Genomic DNA, 15,922 nt, shown 5'->3' with positions numbered 1-15,922 from the left:
CGAGCTGACATCAGTCAGCCAGCCGCCCAATGAGTACACGCCCCAGGCTCTGACGCGTGTCACCGATCAGCTCTTCACGGTATTGATCGCGACGCTTTCCCTATAGGCCGGCCGCGCCGTGACGCGGTCGAGATAGGGCGTTGCGACGTCGCAAACCCCGACGCCATAGTCGATCGCCCATACCAGGCAGGTCGCGAGCAGGATATCCGCGCTGGTGAACTGATCGCCCATCAGATACTGGCGGCCATCCGACAGGGCGACTTCGACATGGCGCAGCTGCTGGCGAAAATACTCGGCCGCTTTCACGACCACATCCGGCGCATGGCCGTAGATATGGGCGAGGCCTTGGACGTCATGGCGGCGCATCACGTAGAGGCTGGTCGAGTCCAGTTCCGCCACGATGAAGAAGCACCATTCCAGCCATCGTGCGAAATCGCGTTCCTCGACGGGAACGAGCGAAATGTTCGGGTTCGAGTAATGGCGCGCCAGATAGGCCACAATCGCCGCGCTCTCTCCGATCGTGAAGTCTCCGTCCTGCAGCAGGGGAATCTTCTGCCGCGGGTTGAGCAAGGTGTATTCCGGCGTCTTGGTCTCGCCGGAACGCGGCAGGATCGGCTTGCAGTGATAGTCCAGCCCCAATTCGTGCAATGCCCAATGGGCCCGGATCGTCCGCGATGTCCCCACCCCCCATAACGTGAGCGTCTCAGGCATGACGTCACCATTTCTCGACGGAGGGACGCAGATCGAGCTCATGGCTCCATCCGTCGCGGCTTTGCTGGTGCACGAACCAGTAAGCCTCGGCGATGGAAGATGTCCGCGTCAAGGAATCCGGCGGGATCGCCGATGCGTCGACGCCGGTGGCGGCTTTCATCCGCTGGTGGATCGCCGGGCTGTCGACGCCGGCATCGATCAGGAGATGCGCGACATGGATGTTCTTCGGTCCGAGCTCGCGCGCCATCGCCTGGGCGACCGCGCGCAGGCCGAACTTGGCGGACGCGAATGCCGCAAAGCCGCTGCTGCCGCGCACGCTCGCGGTCGCGCCGGTGAACAGCATGGTGCCGCGGCCATGCCGCAGCATGTGCCGGGTCGCCTCGCGCCCGACCAGGAAGCCGGCGAAGCAGGCGAGCTCCCAGGCCTTGAAGAACAGTTTTTCGCTGGTCTCGTGCAGCTCCTTTTTGACGTTCGAGCCGGCATTGAACAGGCAGACCTCGATCGGCCCAATCTCGCGCTCGACCCGCTCGCACAGCTCCTGCACCTCGGTCTCGCGCCGCGCGTCGACACTGAACGCATGCACATGGCTTCCGGCTTCGGTCAGTTCCTCCACCAGGGCGCTCGATTTGCCCGCATCGCGCCGTGCGATGCAGACGGTGTAGCCGCCGGCGGCGAAGCGCCGCGCCACCGCGGCGCCGATCGCATCGCCCGCGCCCACTAGCAACGCAGTCTTGTTCGTCTCGGCCATAGGACATCTCCCACCGACGGCGGTTGTTCGGTTCAGCAATGGTGACGTTGCGCGGCGCCGTCGCTCAGACCGCGCGCACGGCCTTCTGCTCGATCATCTCTGCGATGGCAGCATCGCCGTAGCCGAGGTCGGACAGCACCTGCCTCGTATGCTGTCCGATGCGCGGCGCAGGACCGCCGATCGCGGCAGCATCGACCTCGAAGCGCGCCGCAGGCTTCGGCTGCCGCACCGTGCCGACCCCGGGCTGCTCGAGCTCGGCGATCAGCCCGCGCGCCACCACCTGCTCGTTGGCGATGATCTCGCCGCGCCGCAGGATCGGCGCGCACGGCACGTCGGCCGCATCGAGCCGCGCGAGCCATTCGGCGGTGGTGTGCCTGCCGATATAGTCCTGCATCTTGTTGATGCGCGCGGTTGCATTGACCGAACGCGAGGCCGGCGTGGCAAAGCGCGGATCGTTGGCGAGCTCCGGATCACCGGTCGCCTTGCAGAAGCCCTGCCATTCGGAGTCGGAGATCGTCCCGCAGGTGAGATAGCCATCCGAGGTCTGGAACACGAGATCGGGACGATCGTTCGGATCGGCCGTCGCCTGCTCGCGGCCGACCACCGTGTATTGCATCATGCCTTCCGGCCAGAGATAGGCGATCATCGCGTCGAGCATCGCCACCTGGATATGCTGGCCGCTGCCGGATTTTTCCCGCGCGTAGAGCGCCGCCGAGATCGCTTGCGCGGCATAGACCGCCGTGGTCTTGTCGGCCACGATGGTCCGGATCATCTGCGGACGGTTGGTCACCGGCTGCGCCTGTATATCGCAGAAGCCCGACAGGGCCTGCACGATCGGATCGTAGACGCGCTTCTTGGCGTAAGGCCCGTCTTCGCCGACGCCGCTGATCGAGACATAGATCAGCCGCGGGTTCTTCTTGCGCACTTCGTCCGGACCGAGCCCGAGGCGTTCCATCGTGCCGGGCCGGAAGTTCTGCACCAGCACGTCGGACTGCAGGACCAGTTTGCCCAGCACGTCCCGGCCGGCATCGGTCTTCATGTCGATCGAGAGCGAACGCTTACCGCGGTTCGACGAGATGAACAGCGCCGAGAACTCGCCGGTCTTGTCGACATTGGCCCGGCTGCGGCGGGTGATGTCGCCGCCGATCGGTTCGACTTTCAGAACATCCGCGCCCTGATCGGCTAGAAACATCGTCGCGAACGGGCCCGAGACGACACCGGTCAGATCAAGTACGCGAACTCCCGCCAATGGCCCTGGCATGTCTTGCTTCCTTCTCCAATGCGCGGTCGCGACCAAACCTTGGGCGCAACCCGGCATACGATGGACCCTGCGCCGGCGCTTGCGGGAAAGCGCCTCGACTTGCGAAAAAGCGCCGAAACTCACACCCGGCCCTGCTGCCGGAACACCGACGGGCTAACACCCGTGACCTGCTTGAACGTCGACGAGAAATGCTGGGCGTGGCTGAACCCCGACGCCAGCGCGATGCTGGTCAGGCTCTCATCGCTGTCGCTGAGGCGACGCTTGGCCACCTCGATGCGCAGGCCGAGCACATAGCGATGCGGGCTGGTGCCCGTGCTCTCCTGGAACGCGCGCAGGAAATGCCGCTTGCTCAGGCCGGCGACATCGGCCAGTGCCGACAGCGAGATCGTCTCGCCAAGATTGGCCCGGACGAACGCCTCGATCCGCCGCAGCTTGAGCGCCGGCAGTCCGCCGCGGCTCGGCGCCTTCGCCGGTTCCGCGCCGCGCGACAGCCGCGCCATATGGGCCAGCGCCTGGCTGGCCCAGCCTTCGGCGAACAGATCGAACAGATTGTCCGGCGTGGTCGCTTCCTGGCAAAGTTCGGAGAGACCACGACAGAGCTGGTCATGGCCGAACGCAATCGCGGGCGTTTCGATCAAGCCATTGAGACGGCTCTGTACGAACTTCGGGTCGAGGAAGACGACCACATAGTCGAACGCCGGCCTGACCGACCACTCCCCCTCGATCTCGGTGCCGGCGGGAAACAGCGCGAGATTGGCCGCCCTCGAGAACTCATATTCGACCGGACGGCCGTTGATCGTGGCCTGCAACCGCGAGCAGCCGTTGCGGAACCAGAACAACGTCAGCTCGGGCTGGCGGAAGTGCCAGTTCATGCGGGGCTGCGAGGTCCGGCTGAGCAACTCGACCCTGATCGGCTCTGACCGCGCGATGACCGACGACACCAGCTCCCCGCCGACCTTGCGGACAAACCGCTCCGGACGCGCTTCCTCCATGGGACATCTCCTCCGCGTTTGGCACGGATGGTAAGTTCTAAATCAGAATTGACGATCCGGAGCCGGAAATCCAGCCCTTTGATGGCTGATCGCCAAGATGTTAGCGGACAGGTTCGGAGGCCAGCGCACGCGACAGACCGCGTGCCGCCCTCGTCTTCGGTGGCTCGCGGGGGTTCGGCGCCGCGATTGCCAAGTGCCTTGCGGAGGAGCGGTGGATGCGAGGAGACACGCGCCCGGCGCAGCTGGCGCCGAGCGGCCGCGTTATCCGGCGACCCGCAGCGCGGTCACCGCGACGCAGGCATTGCCGAACGGAATCAGCAGCACCTGCGCGCCGTTCGGCAGCGCGATCGTCGCGAGATCACCGAGCGTGCCGTTCTGCCCGTTGAGCTTCGCGAGTTCCGCAGCAACTGTCGGGCAGCTTTCCGCGCTTGGCGTCACCCGCACCAGATTGCCTTCGCAGGACGACCCGACCGGCGCGGCGAACACGATGCCGGCGGCGCGCTGGGCAGCGCTGCCCTGGGGCGCCTGGATTGGCGCGAGCGCAACCAGCGACTGCACCGAATGCGAATTACCGGCCTTGGCATCCCACTGCGACTGCGCGGTGTAGTTGGAGTTGGTCGCCAGACCGCGGCCGAGCGTTCCGAACAGATTGGCGCAGGTCACGACGTTGCCCTGTCGCGCATGCTCGTCGAACACCGTCGGCTGCTGCCCCGCCTGCTGGGGCGGAACGGATGCCGCGGCCGCCGGTGGCGTCTGCGCCTCCTGCGGACGCTGTTTGTGCGGCTGCGGCTTCGCAGCGACAGCAGGCTTCCTGGCCGGTGCGGGCGCGGCCGGCTGCAATGGTACCGGCTGGGTCTGCTGCGCATAGACCACGACGCCGGCGGCACCGAGCGCGGCCACGACGACCGCAACAAAGATCAATCCCAGGGTGTGCCGCATCGACCATCCGTCCTTTTCACTTCGCGTGTCAGTCTCGAGCCGAATACCGGAACGCCACATCCGCATGTCCGACCCCGGCTTATTTCAGTTTCGCCAGCACGCCGGACAGTCCGTCGAGCGGCGCCTCCAGCACGACCGGCCCGCCATGCGGCAGCGGATAGGACACCAGGCACGGCGTCGCCGCGCGGATGTGCCGCCTCAGCACATTGCCGATCGCGATCGTCGCGAAGCAGAAACTGGCGTCGCAGCGATCGGTCTGCGCGACGATCCGATCGGGACTATCGCCCATTGCGAGCTCGATCTGCGCGCCGACGCCGGCGGCCGCGGGAATCCGCATCGCCATCAGCGGCTTGCCGTCGGCGGTCGCAATCAGCGACCAGTTGAAGGCGACCGCGCCCTGCGCGTTGACGATCGATTGCGTGATGTTGCAGACGCGGCGCTTCGATTGCAGGCTCTCGTCGCAGATCAAGGTCCAGTTCTTGAACGGCTGGATCATCCGCCTGAACTCGCCGAGCGTCTCGCCTTCCGGCACCACGACGTCCGATGGCTTCACGGCATAGGCGGGTGGCGGCGCAGGCTGCGCGGTAGCGCTTGCCGCCTCCGCCAGCCAGATCGCCAAAGCCAGACACGCCAGCCGCCTCGTCGACGTCAGGGTCAATTGAGCGTCAGGCTCACGCCGGCGCTGACGCCCCAGTCGCTTCCGGCGGTGGTCGCCGCCGCGTTGGTGCGCAACCGGCCGTTTTCGCTGGTGTAGCCGATGCCGAAGGCGAGCGCGCCCTGGCTGCGCCAGACGCCGCCGCCGGCCGATGCGCTGATCTTGCCCGGCCTGTCGTCATAGCGCAGCGATGCGGCCGCCATGCCGATCGCCGCCGCACGCCAGGCGTCCTGCCGCACCTCGCCGATCTGGCCGTTGAGCTGCTGGAACGCGCTGTTGAGCTGGTTGACGTTGACCGCGTCGGTGCCGGCGACGCCCGCCGCCACGTTGCTGATGGTGACCGGCCCGCTGCTGCCGCTGTTCAGCGTCACCTTGTTGGTGGTATTCCCTGAGGCATCGGTGTCGTAGCGGATCGAGCTCGACGCAACCGCCTGCAGCTGGCTGACGTTGACCGCATCGGTCGCAGCCGATCCCGCGGCAACATTGGTGACGCGGCGTTCGGCCCCGGCTGAGCCGACCGACACTTCGCCGGTCGCGACGCCCGCCACCGTCTTGCCGACCACAGGCGTATAGGCCGCATCGCTCAGATTGGCCGTGGTCGTCGAGTTCGCGCCGAGCGCCAGCGAGTTGGCCGAAGTCGCCTTGGCGCCGGCGCCGATCGCGACCGAATTGTCGCCCGACGCCGCCGAGCCGTTGCCCATCGAGATCGCGTTCGCCCCGCTTGCGACCGACTGCGGTCCGATCGCGACGCTCTCCGCACCGACGGCGGAGGAATCCGCCGCGGAGGAATTGGCGTGGAAATATTTCACGCCGCCACCGCCGGTGCTGATGTTGCTGACGGTGGTATAGAGGGCGGCGAGCGAGGTGTTGGTGGCCCACAGCTGCGAACCGTTGATCGCGTCCGTCGAGGTCGAGGTGATTTGGCCCGCCGCGACATTGGTGATGGTGCGCTCGTTTCCGGCGCTGCCGACGCTGACGGTCGAGGTCGGATTGGTGCCGGCGAAGGCGTAGGTGGTGCCGCCGATCGTGGTGCTGGCGGTTTTGACCACCGTCTGTGTGGTCGAATTGGCGCCGATCGCGACATCGCCGGCCTGCGCCGTCGCCTTGGCGTTCGGACCGAGCGCGACGCTGGTCGGGTTCGTGGTCTGGGCTCCCGCGCCGATCGACACCGACTGGATGCCGTTGGCCTGCGCACTGGTTCCGAACGCGATCGAATCGGCGAAGTTGGACAGCGAATTCTGACCGATCGCGATGCCGCCGGGCGCGGTCTGCTGCACGGTCGCGCCAAAGCCCATGCCGATGCCGTTGTCGCCGTTGACCACGGTCGCAGGTCCCACCGCGACCGAATTGTTGCCGACCGCGAGCGAGTCGGCGAGCGTCGAGTTGGCGTGGAAGTACTTCGACGTGGTGGTCGCGAACGAGGTCAGCGCGCCGGTCAGCTGCCGCACGGTGACGGCGTCGCTGTCCTGGGTGCCATCGGCGACGTTGGTGATCTGCCGGTAGCTCGTCGCATTGCCGACCGACACCGCGCCGAGCAGCGCAAGATCGTTGGTGTTGTAGGGAATGATCGTGCCGCCGATCTTGCCGGAACCCTGCGCGATCGGGCGGTCGGATACCGAGCCCGAGCCGATCGCGACGCCGTCGGCGATCGTCGCCTGGGTGTTGTAGCCCAGTGCCGTCGCACCGGCGGCGGTCGCCGAGGCGGCGATGCCGGCCGCCATCGAGTTGACGCCGGTCGCGCCGTTGTTGTTGTAGTTGGCCTGCTGGGTGCCGCCGTCGTTGACGCCGTAATAATGCGTCAGGCCGTTGCTGACGACGGTCGACAGGCTGTCGATCGCCGAGGTGGCGGCCCACAGCTGCGAGCCGTTGATCGCATCGGTCGAACCATTGCTGATCCGTCCCGCCGCGACATTGGTGATGGTGCGCTCGCTGCCGACCGAGCCGACGCTGACCGTCGAGAGCGGGTTAGTGCCGGCGAATGCATAGTTGGTGGTGCCGATGGTGATGCCTGATGTGCCGACCGCCGTGGTGGTCTGGCTGCCCGAGCCGAGCGCGATGTCGTTGGCGTTGGCAGCGGTCGCGCCGTTGCCGATCGACACCGAGCCGCTGCCGGTCGCGGTCGACACTGGTCCGATCGCGACCGAGTTGGTCCCGACGGCGGAGGAATCCGCCAGCGTCGAATTGGCGTGGAAGTACTTGATGCCGCCGCCGGTGTTGATGTTGTTGACGGTGGTGGCGAGGCCGTCGACGGCCTGGTTGGTCGCAAACAGCTGCGACCCGTTGATCGCATCCGTCGACCCGTTGTTGAGCCGCCCGGCGGCGACATTGGTGATGGTGCGCTCGGCACCGGGTGCGCCGACGCTGACGGTCGAGGTCGCCGTCGTGCCGGCGAAGCTGTAGGTGGTGCCGTTGATCACCGTGTTCGGGGTGTTGACGGCGGCGGCGGTGACGCTGCCGTAGCCGAGAGCGACCGCGTTTGCGTTCGAGGCATTGGCGTTGGCACCGAGCGCGAGCGCGTTCGAGGCACTGGCGCTCGAATTGACGCCGAGCGTGCTCGCCTGAACGCCCGACGCAGCTGCGTTCTGGCCGATCGCGGTGCTGGAGTCGCCAGAGGCCTGGGCGTTGGGGCCGACCGCGGTGCTGAACTGGCCTGTCGCCTTGGAGATGTATCCGAACGCCACGCTGTCGAGCGCCGATGCAGTGGAGGAAGTGCCGACGGCGATGGCATTGGGGCCGCTCGCGGTCGCCACCGGGCCGACCGCGATCGAGTCGGTCCCCACCGCGGACGAATCGGCCAGCGTCGAATTGGCGTGGAAATACTTGATGCCGCCGCCGGTGCTGATGTTGTTGATCGCCTGGTTGGTGGCAAACAGCTGCGACCCGTTGACCGCATCCGTCGACCCGTTGTTGAGCCGCCCGGCGGCAACATTGGTGATGGTGCGCTCGGCACCGGGTGCACCGACACTGACGGTCGAGGTCGCCGTCGTACCAGCGAAGCTGTAGGTGGTGCCGTTGATCACCGTGTTCGGCGTGTTGACGGCGGCGGCGGTGACGCTGCCGTAGCCGAGCGCGACCGCGTTGGCGTTCGAGGCATTGGCGTTGGCACCGAGCGCGAGCGCGTTCGAGGCACTGGCGCTCGAATTGACGCCGAGCGTGCTCGCCTGAACGCCCGACGCGGCTGCGTTCTGGCCGATCGCGGTGCTGGAGTCGCCAGAGGCCTGGGCGTTGGGGCCGACAGCGGTGCTGTATTGGCCTGTCGCCTTGGAGATGTATCCGAACGCCGCGCTGTCGAGCCCCGATGCAGTGGAGGAAGTGCCGACGGCGATGGCATTGGTACCGCTCGCGGTCGCCACCGGACCGACCGCGATCGAGTCGGTCCCGACGGCGGAGGAATCCGCCAGCGTCGAATTGGCATGGAAATACTTGATGCCGCCGCCATTGTTGATGTTGTTGATGGTGGTGCCAATGGCGTTGACAGCCTGGTTGGTCGCAAAGAGCTGCGAACCGTTGATCGCGTCGGTCGAGGATCCGCTGATCCGCCCGGCGGCGACATTCGTAATGGTGCGCTCGGCACCGGGTGCGCCGACGCTCACCGTCGAGCTCGGAGTCGTGCCCTGGAAGGTGTAGGTGGTGCCGTTGATCACAGCACTTGGCGTGCCGACCGCGGCAGCCGTGACGCTGCCGGAGCCGAGCGCGACATCGCCGGATTTTGCTGCCGCCGTTGCGCCGTCACCCAGCGCGACGTTGCCGGCGAGACCGGCCGCGCCCGCGATGGAGCCATTGCCGAGCGCCACGGAGCCCTGCCCGATCGCCTTGTTGTTGTTGCCGATCGCGACGGCGCCGTTGGCCTGGTTGGCGGCGGTGGCGCTGGCCGTCCCGTCGCTGTTGGCGATGTTGTTCGCGCCGCCGGTGAAGGCGCCGGTGCCGCTGGCATAGCTGGGATCGCCGATCGCCACCGCGCCATTGCCAAAGGCGGTGTTGTTCGCGCCGATCGAGACCGCCTGGCCGCCGGCCGCCACCGCGTTGGTGCCCAGGGCAACCGCGTTGGCGGAACTGGCCGCGGCATTGCTGCCGATAGCGACGGCGCTTGCAGCCGACGCCTTGGCGCCGATGCCGAGTGCGGTACTGCCGATTCCGCTAGCGCTGGCGCTGACGCCGGCCGCGAGAGAATTGTTTCCTGTCGCGTTCGCTCCAGACCCGAATGAGGAGGAGTTTTGGCCGCTGGCAACGGCTGTGTTGCCAACCGCCGTACTGGCGGCGGCACTCGCATTTGAGGTCGTGCCGATCGCCAGCGAGCTTGTGCCGGCGGCACTGGCCCCGACGCCGGTAGCGATCGAACTGATGCCGGCGGATGCCGCATTGTTGCCGAGTGCGATGCCGCCCGTCGCTGCACTGTTGACGATTGCGCCCGATCCAACTGCGACCGAGCCCCCGGTGCTCAGCGCCTGTGCCTGGTTACCCACAGCGACTGAGAAATTCCCCGACGCGGTGGCGGAGCTGCCGCCAGCGAAAGTGTTGATCCCCGACGCGACCGCCTGCTTGCCGACGGCGGTTGCGCTGTCCGCCGAGGCAACGGACGACCAGCCACCCGCCCATGAATAGTTGCCGCTGGCCGTGGAACTGACACCGACAGCGGTCGCATTCCCCCCGGTGGCACTGGCGAATGTGCCCAAGGCGCTGGTGCCGGCGCCGGTGGCGTTGGCTTGAACGCCGAGCGCGACTGAATTGACGCCGCTCGAGACCGTGCCCTGGCCCAGCGCCATTGCGCCGCCCGTGCCGGTTGCCTTCGCGTTCAGGCCAAGGGCCACCGAGTACTGCGCTGACGCAACGGATGCACGCCCAACCGCAATAGCATCGGCTTGGGATGCGGTGACATCCGTACCAATGCCAATGGCGCTCTGCGCAAGGGCGCCCGTTCCGGCAGCCGTGCGCGATCCCAGATAGAGGGAGTTCAACTGGGAAGCGATCGACTGAAAGCCGATCGCGATGGCATTCTGGGCGCTCGCGGTCGTGCTGCTGCCTTGGGCAACGGAATCCAGTCCGGACGCCGATGCCGCGCTTCCAATCGCGATGGCGCGCAGGCCGCTTGCCGACGAGTTAGTGTCGATCGCCACCGAATCGGTGCCCGTCGCAGACCCGCCACCAAGCTGCACGCTTCCCGCGCTCGCGGCCGAGGCGGTGACCACGACGACGGCGAACGCGCCAAGCATCGTCGCGACCGATGCCCCGCCGGCGCCCAGCGACCCAAGCCCCAATCTGCCACGCTTCATGCCCAGCGCCCGGTGGGCCTTACGCAGCACGGCCAACAGCCGGCGCCGCAGCGAATGGCTTTCCGCATTGCCCGATGCGACCCAGTTCCGCACGAAACCGGTTCGGCCCCGACGCTTCAGCGATGCGGTTGGAATCTGTGCGACGGCCATGGTGTGCCCCTTTTATGACATCTTGCCCAGACGTCGGAGGCACCGCGCCGCTGTAGACCGAATGCGTGCCCGCCGGGCACGCATATGGAGAAATCAAGAGCGCGCGATGCGCGCCCGTCTTCCGGTCTTGGTTGATGATCTGTCGCGTTCAGCGAGCGCGTCTTGCCACCCAGCGCTCGCCCGACTTCCTCATCACCGTTGCCCCGAGTCGTCATGCAAAAATGATAGACACATATTTGACAACGTCACTCAGCAGGCCGTCCAAATAGCGCGCAGATCGTCTCACAAGTTGAATGATTTGCTCGATGCACCGTGGGGTATTCCGCAAATCCTCAACCGGCAGTTGATCTGCGGCGCACGCGTTCACGCATCTCGCGCGGACTGACGCCGAATTCGCGACGAAACGCGCGGGTGAAATCCGACGCCAGCTTGAAGCCATGACGATAGGCGATCTCCTGCACCTGCCTGTCAGTGGATGCGACCAGTTCTGCATGTGCTGCACGCAGCCGCTTGCGCAGGATATATCCGGCGACGCCGCCGACGCTCTCGAATGCACGGTAGAGGGCAGAGCGCGAGATCCGCAATTGCTGCGCAATGCGGTCCGGCGTCAGATCGAAGTCGCCGAGATGCGTCTCTATGTAAAGACGCGCACGCTCGAACAGCACCGACTCGATCGAACCGCGCGCCTGCTCCAGCCGGTCCGAGGATAGCTGAATGCATGCGGCAATCATCTGCGCGGTCGCCCGCCCCGCCTGCCTCAACTCCTCCGGAGACATCAGGACCATGCGCGTTTCGAGTCTGTCGAGGTAATCGGCCAGCAGCTCGATCAGGTTGCCCGAGAGCAGGATGTTGCAGGCGTCGTTGAGTTGATCCGCCACGTCGGCAAATGATCTGCGCGGCAGAGCCAGCACCAGGCCGTCATAGTTCGTGATGCTGCCGCGAAAATCATCGTCAAGCGAGATCAGGAACATCGTGCCCGCCCCGGCATGAAGCTGCCGGCCCGCGGTTTCGAAGCGGGCTTCGCCGGAGCGCAGCCGGAACAGCCACCAGATGTCGACCGGCGCGCCCTGCGACGGCTCGGCGGCGCGCGCGAATGTTTGCGCGGCAAAGCGTCCGGACGTAAAGACGACATCGGCCATGTTGCAGGTCAGGTACTCCACCTCGAACCCCTCTGCAGGGTCGTGGCCGTCGGGCGGCGCTACGTCGACCAGCGAGGCCATGCGCGTCTTCCAGACCTCGAACTGCTCCGACGGCGGATAGGGCCGTGTCGTAAAAAGCCGCGGCGTCGCCGGGACTATGTCCCTGATGTTACGGGGCTCACGTGGCAGGGGAACTTGTTCAAGGAGCTTGGCGGCGCTCGCCGGCGCATTGTCGTCTTCTGGCATGTCATTCCGTGCCCCGTTGTCGCAAACGACGAACGTCGTCTCAACGGGGGCGCATTCCCAAGGTTGCGTCGCCGGCCTCTGGCTGGCAGGCGAATTTCTGGCGGACAAGGAAGCAGCATATTTTGATGCGAACATCACCCGTCTACGCCGGCCGCTCCTGATAGGGCCGATGCAGGTTCCTGGAGCAGTCGTGCTCATACATGGCATTCATCACTGTCTCATCATTGTCGGACTCGGCTCGGAAGCTCCGTCACGGAACCGGTTCGACTGATCTAGAGAACAATCGGTGCGAGAACCAGAGCGGCGGCAACGCGGATCGTGAAGAAATCCAAAATTGCTTTCGCAGCGATGCGATCGGGCAACGCATCACCGCAGGGACTTCAGAAAGTTTTCTCGATCTTCGCGCTGAGACGAAATGAACGTCGCGAGAGCGCAGCAACTTAAGCACGGTACATGACACATCGCGAATCTCGCGCACGGGATTCGCGTCGACCGCGCCTGAAGACGCTTGCCTAATCATGCGGCATTCCACCACGTGCAACGTGAATGCGATCGATGGGAACGGAACACGCGCGCCGCACGAGGCGCACATGTTGTGGCACGCTGCGGCATTTTCATTAGAACGTCGAGATGACGAAAGTAACAACGGCTCACCATATTCGTCGGTGAGCACGCCCGCTATGCCGGCGGGGCGACCCTGATCGCCGGAAGCTGCAACAGCAGCGACGGAGCATGCGGTCCTCGATCGCACGCCGCCCGGCTAGGCCTTGGCTTGCCCGATCCGGTCGAGCCATGCCGCAAAGCGCGGATGCTTCGCGAACCTGCCTTGCACGACCGCCAACTCCTGCTCCCTGATCTTCCAGATTCCCGGCGGAACGAAGCCATGCACCTTGAGCTCGAAGATCGAGAAGATGACTCCATGCGAAATTCGGCGCTCGTCCGGCGACATCTCAGTGGCGCCGCCGGCCTGACGGCACGAGTCCACCGTCCAAGCCGCATTTTCATGGCTCCCGGCAGCACTGGAGTTCTCACCGGGGAGGCGTGCCGCGCCCCGGCGCCCGTTCGGAATAGCCATGCGTCGGCACGGCGGCAATTTGGCCCTCGACGAAAGTCGCAACAAATGGGCCGCGCGCCTGTCGTAGATTTGTAACCATCTTGCAAATCGTTATCGCGCAAAAGTCGCAGGCAGCCTTCACGCAACCTTTTGCAAACTCCAGACTGCCTACCGTCACCGGATATTATAGTGATAGTGGGGACGGGAATGGCTGGGCTGCGGCCGAATATCCCAACACGGCTCGGGACTGCATTCAGGGAACGGCATTCGGGCGTGGAGCGCGATCCCGCCGTTCCATCGGTCGGAACAAGCTCGGAGGTCGAGCGCCTGCGCGGCGTCATTGCACGCCTGATGCACACGGCCGCGCATGACCAGCTGACCGGACTTCCGACGCGCAGCCTGCTGCTCGAGCGGCTGGATCGTGAGCTGGCGTGCGAGGCCGATGACGGCGCGCGGATCGCGGTTCTGTTCGTCGATCTCGACAACTTCAAGCTCGTCAACGATTCACTTGGCCATAGCAGCGGCGACGAGGTGTTGTCCGAAATGGCCCGCCGCATCCTTGGCTGTCTCGGACCGGACGATACGGCGAGCCGGTTCGGCGGCGACGAGATGGTGGTTCTTCATCCGCGCGCCTCGGATTCCTCCGGAGCGGAACTCGGCAGGCGGATCCTTGCAGCGCTGGCGGAGCCGATCCTGCTCTCCGGCAAGGAAGTCGTGGTATCGGCAAGCGTGGGGCTCGCGCACTGCAAGCCCGGCACCAAGTGCGCCGAACAATTGCTGCGCGAGGCGGACACCGCGCTCTACGCGGCAAAGGTCCGTGGCCGGGCCCGATTGGCAGAGTTCAACGACGAGCTGCATGCCCGCGCCGAGAAGCGTGTTCAAATCGAATCCGATTTGCGGGCGGCGCTGCGGGAATCGCAGCTGTTCGTGGAGTATCAGCCGCAGGTCCGCCTGAAAGATGGACGCGTCGTCGGCGTCGAGGCGCTGGTGCGCTGGCGGCATCCCGAGCGCGGCATCATCTCGCCCGCCGACTTCATCCCCGTCGCCGAGGAATGCGGGCTCATCGTCAAGATCGGACGGCAGGTGCTGCAGGAATCCTGTCGCCAGCTCGCCGAGTGGACGAGGCTGATGCCGGGCTGCCCGCTCGCCATGACCGTGAACGTGTCGCCGCGCGAGATCGCGGAGCCGACCTTCATCCAGGAGCTCGGCCAGACTCTCGCCAGCACCGATGTCGATCCGGCCGCCCTGTGTCTCGAAATCACCGAAAGCGTCATGATGAGCGCCCCGGAGGAGGTCGTCCAGGTGCTCGATCAGATCCGGCAGCTCGGCGTGTTCGTCGCGATCGACGATTTCGGCACCGAGCACTCATCGCTGTCGCGGCTTCGCGACATGCCGGCCGAAGTCCTGAAGATCGACCGCAGCTTCATCGACGGTCTCAGCAGCGAGCCCGGCGATACGGCGATCGTATCGTCGATCCTGAGCCTGGCCTACGCGATGGGCAAGCACGCCATCGCCGAGGGCGTCGAACGACGTGAGCAGGCCGCAATGCTGCTCCGCATGGGTTGCGACGTTGCCCAGGGCTATTTCTTTTCGCGGCCGGTTGCCGCCGAACAGATCGCGCCGATGCTGACCAGGGCACTCTGGCATCCGAGTTCGGGACGCGCGCTGCACGCCGCGCAGCCGGTGGAAGGACCGGTGCGGCGCGGCCATCATTATTTCATCGACGAATTCCTCGATCACATCGGAGCTCCCATGGGCACCAAGGCGACGGTCTCGCGATGATGTATCTCGTCATTGGTCTCAGCAATCTGGCGATCGGGCTGGCTTACGCGGGCCTTGGGCTGTTGTCGGCCTGGGAGACGGTCAGCCTGCATCGTTACCGCGGCTGGTCCCGCTTCGGCATCGGATTTTCGATGATGGCTGCGAGCTGCGGCCCGCATCATCTGGTGCACGGCTTCCAGGTGCTGCAGGGCGAAAGCGTGTCCTGGTCGATGCTCGCCGTCAACCTGCTCGGACTGCCGGCAGGTTTGACATTTGTGTTCCTGCGGTTCGAGACGATATTGGGTGGCCAGGGCGAGCGATTGATCGCCCTCTCGCCGCATCGCGCGATGTTGCTGGTCGGCGGCTTCGCCATGACGGCGGGCTGGCTGGCGGCCTGGGCGATGGCCCAGCCCGGCGCAAACGTGCCGTTCCTTTGCACGTCGGCCGAGCTTGCCGCGCGTGTGGCGTCTCCGAGCACCTGGATCGACGTTGCCTCGGCGACGTTCTACGCCAATGTGTTCGTCACCGTGACCTACGGCCTGGTCGGCTGGTATCTGGCTGACCATCAGGTGCGCCGCTATCTGGCGACCGGTGTGTGGTCGCTGTCGGGGGCCGCATTGGCGGGCGTCTTCTTCTCCTGCGCGCTGATCCATCTCATTGACGCGACGACTCACGGCAGCGGATCGATGCTCGTCTTCGACCTGATCGGCATTCCCGCCTCGGTCTATTTCCTCTGGGTCGTCGAGCAGCTGCACAGCGACTCCGTGCTGGACTGGAATCGGCGTCCGCTGGTCGGTGCCGCGGCCGCGCCGGCGCGGCCCTCACCCTGGAGCGGCAGGAACCTGCAGCACTGACCGACCTTGTGGGTGCGATCGGCCACCCGGCTTTCCCCGCGCCTTCTTCAAGAGAGAGCACGCGCGAGAGAGAGACGAAAGGCAAGACTCGGACAAATCATGTCGCGAGAACGCGGATGTATGACTCACCGATCGCGCAACT

Annotated in this window: 11 protein-coding genes; 2 read left to right on the top strand and 9 right to left on the bottom strand. The window is 65.8% G+C overall.

The genetic code is table 11. From position 1 onward, the window contains the following. Positions 1-66: 66 nt before the first annotated feature. The 9 genes from ACVW1C_RS25880 to ACVW1C_RS25840 form a co-directional block, all read right to left on the bottom strand. Positions 67-711, bottom strand: a complete 645-nt coding sequence (locus ACVW1C_RS25880) for a glutathione S-transferase family protein (RefSeq protein WP_456760819.1) — start codon at positions 709-711, stop codon at positions 67-69. Between the two features lie 4 nt (positions 712-715). Beyond that, a complete protein-coding gene (locus ACVW1C_RS25875; RefSeq protein ID WP_456760818.1) occupies positions 716-1,459 on the bottom strand; it encodes an SDR family NAD(P)-dependent oxidoreductase in 744 nt (247 codons plus the stop codon). 64 nt (positions 1,460-1,523) lie between these two features. Continuing rightward, positions 1,524-2,720, bottom strand: a complete 1,197-nt coding sequence (locus ACVW1C_RS25870) for a CaiB/BaiF CoA transferase family protein (protein WP_456760817.1) — start codon at positions 2,718-2,720, stop codon at positions 1,524-1,526. 119 nt (positions 2,721-2,839) lie between these two features. Beyond that, positions 2,840-3,712: a helix-turn-helix domain-containing protein gene (locus ACVW1C_RS25865; protein WP_456760816.1), complete on the bottom strand. Its 873-nt coding sequence runs from the start codon at positions 3,710-3,712 to the stop codon at positions 2,840-2,842. A 261-nt stretch (positions 3,713-3,973) separates the two neighbouring features. Then, a complete protein-coding gene (locus tag ACVW1C_RS25860) occupies positions 3,974-4,651 on the bottom strand; it encodes a hypothetical protein (RefSeq protein WP_456760815.1) in 678 nt (225 codons plus the stop codon). Positions 4,652-4,730: 79 nt separating this feature from the next. Continuing rightward, positions 4,731-5,309 carry an invasion associated locus B family protein gene (locus ACVW1C_RS25855; protein WP_456760814.1) on the bottom strand — a complete coding sequence of 193 codons (579 nt, stop codon included), beginning with the start codon at positions 5,307-5,309 and terminating at the stop codon, positions 4,731-4,733. After that, the gene (locus ACVW1C_RS25850) at positions 5,306-10,726 is read right to left on the bottom strand and encodes a beta strand repeat-containing protein (protein ID WP_456760813.1); all 5,421 of its coding nucleotides are present in this window, start codon (positions 10,724-10,726) and stop codon (positions 5,306-5,308) included. The genes ACVW1C_RS25855 and ACVW1C_RS25850 overlap by 4 nt, the downstream gene beginning before the upstream one ends. A 332-nt stretch (positions 10,727-11,058) precedes the next feature. Then, positions 11,059-11,946 carry a helix-turn-helix domain-containing protein gene (locus ACVW1C_RS25845; RefSeq protein WP_456760812.1) on the bottom strand — a complete coding sequence of 296 codons (888 nt, stop codon included), beginning with the start codon at positions 11,944-11,946 and terminating at the stop codon, positions 11,059-11,061. Positions 11,947-12,871: 925 nt separating this feature from the next. Continuing rightward, entirely contained in the window at positions 12,872-13,186 is a 315-nt protein-coding gene (locus ACVW1C_RS25840) for a hypothetical protein (protein ID WP_456760811.1), read from the bottom strand. Positions 13,187-13,372: 186 nt separating this feature from the next. On the opposite strand from ACVW1C_RS25840, the gene ACVW1C_RS25835 reads away from it, so the two are divergent. Both ACVW1C_RS25835 and ACVW1C_RS25830 read left to right on the top strand, forming a co-directional pair. Beyond that, positions 13,373-14,947, top strand: coding sequence for a putative bifunctional diguanylate cyclase/phosphodiesterase (locus tag ACVW1C_RS25835; protein ID WP_456760810.1), 1,575 nt, complete (start codon positions 13,373-13,375; stop codon positions 14,945-14,947). Further along, a complete protein-coding gene (locus ACVW1C_RS25830) occupies positions 14,944-15,780 on the top strand; it encodes a hypothetical protein (protein WP_456760809.1) in 837 nt (278 codons plus the stop codon). The genes ACVW1C_RS25835 and ACVW1C_RS25830 overlap by 4 nt, the downstream gene beginning before the upstream one ends. The last annotated feature ends 142 nt before the right edge of the window (positions 15,781-15,922 follow it).

The organism is Bradyrhizobium sp. USDA 4011, assembly GCF_054063415.1.
Note: the sequence above shows the minus strand (reverse complement) of the source record. Positions and strands in the feature narration are given on the sequence as shown.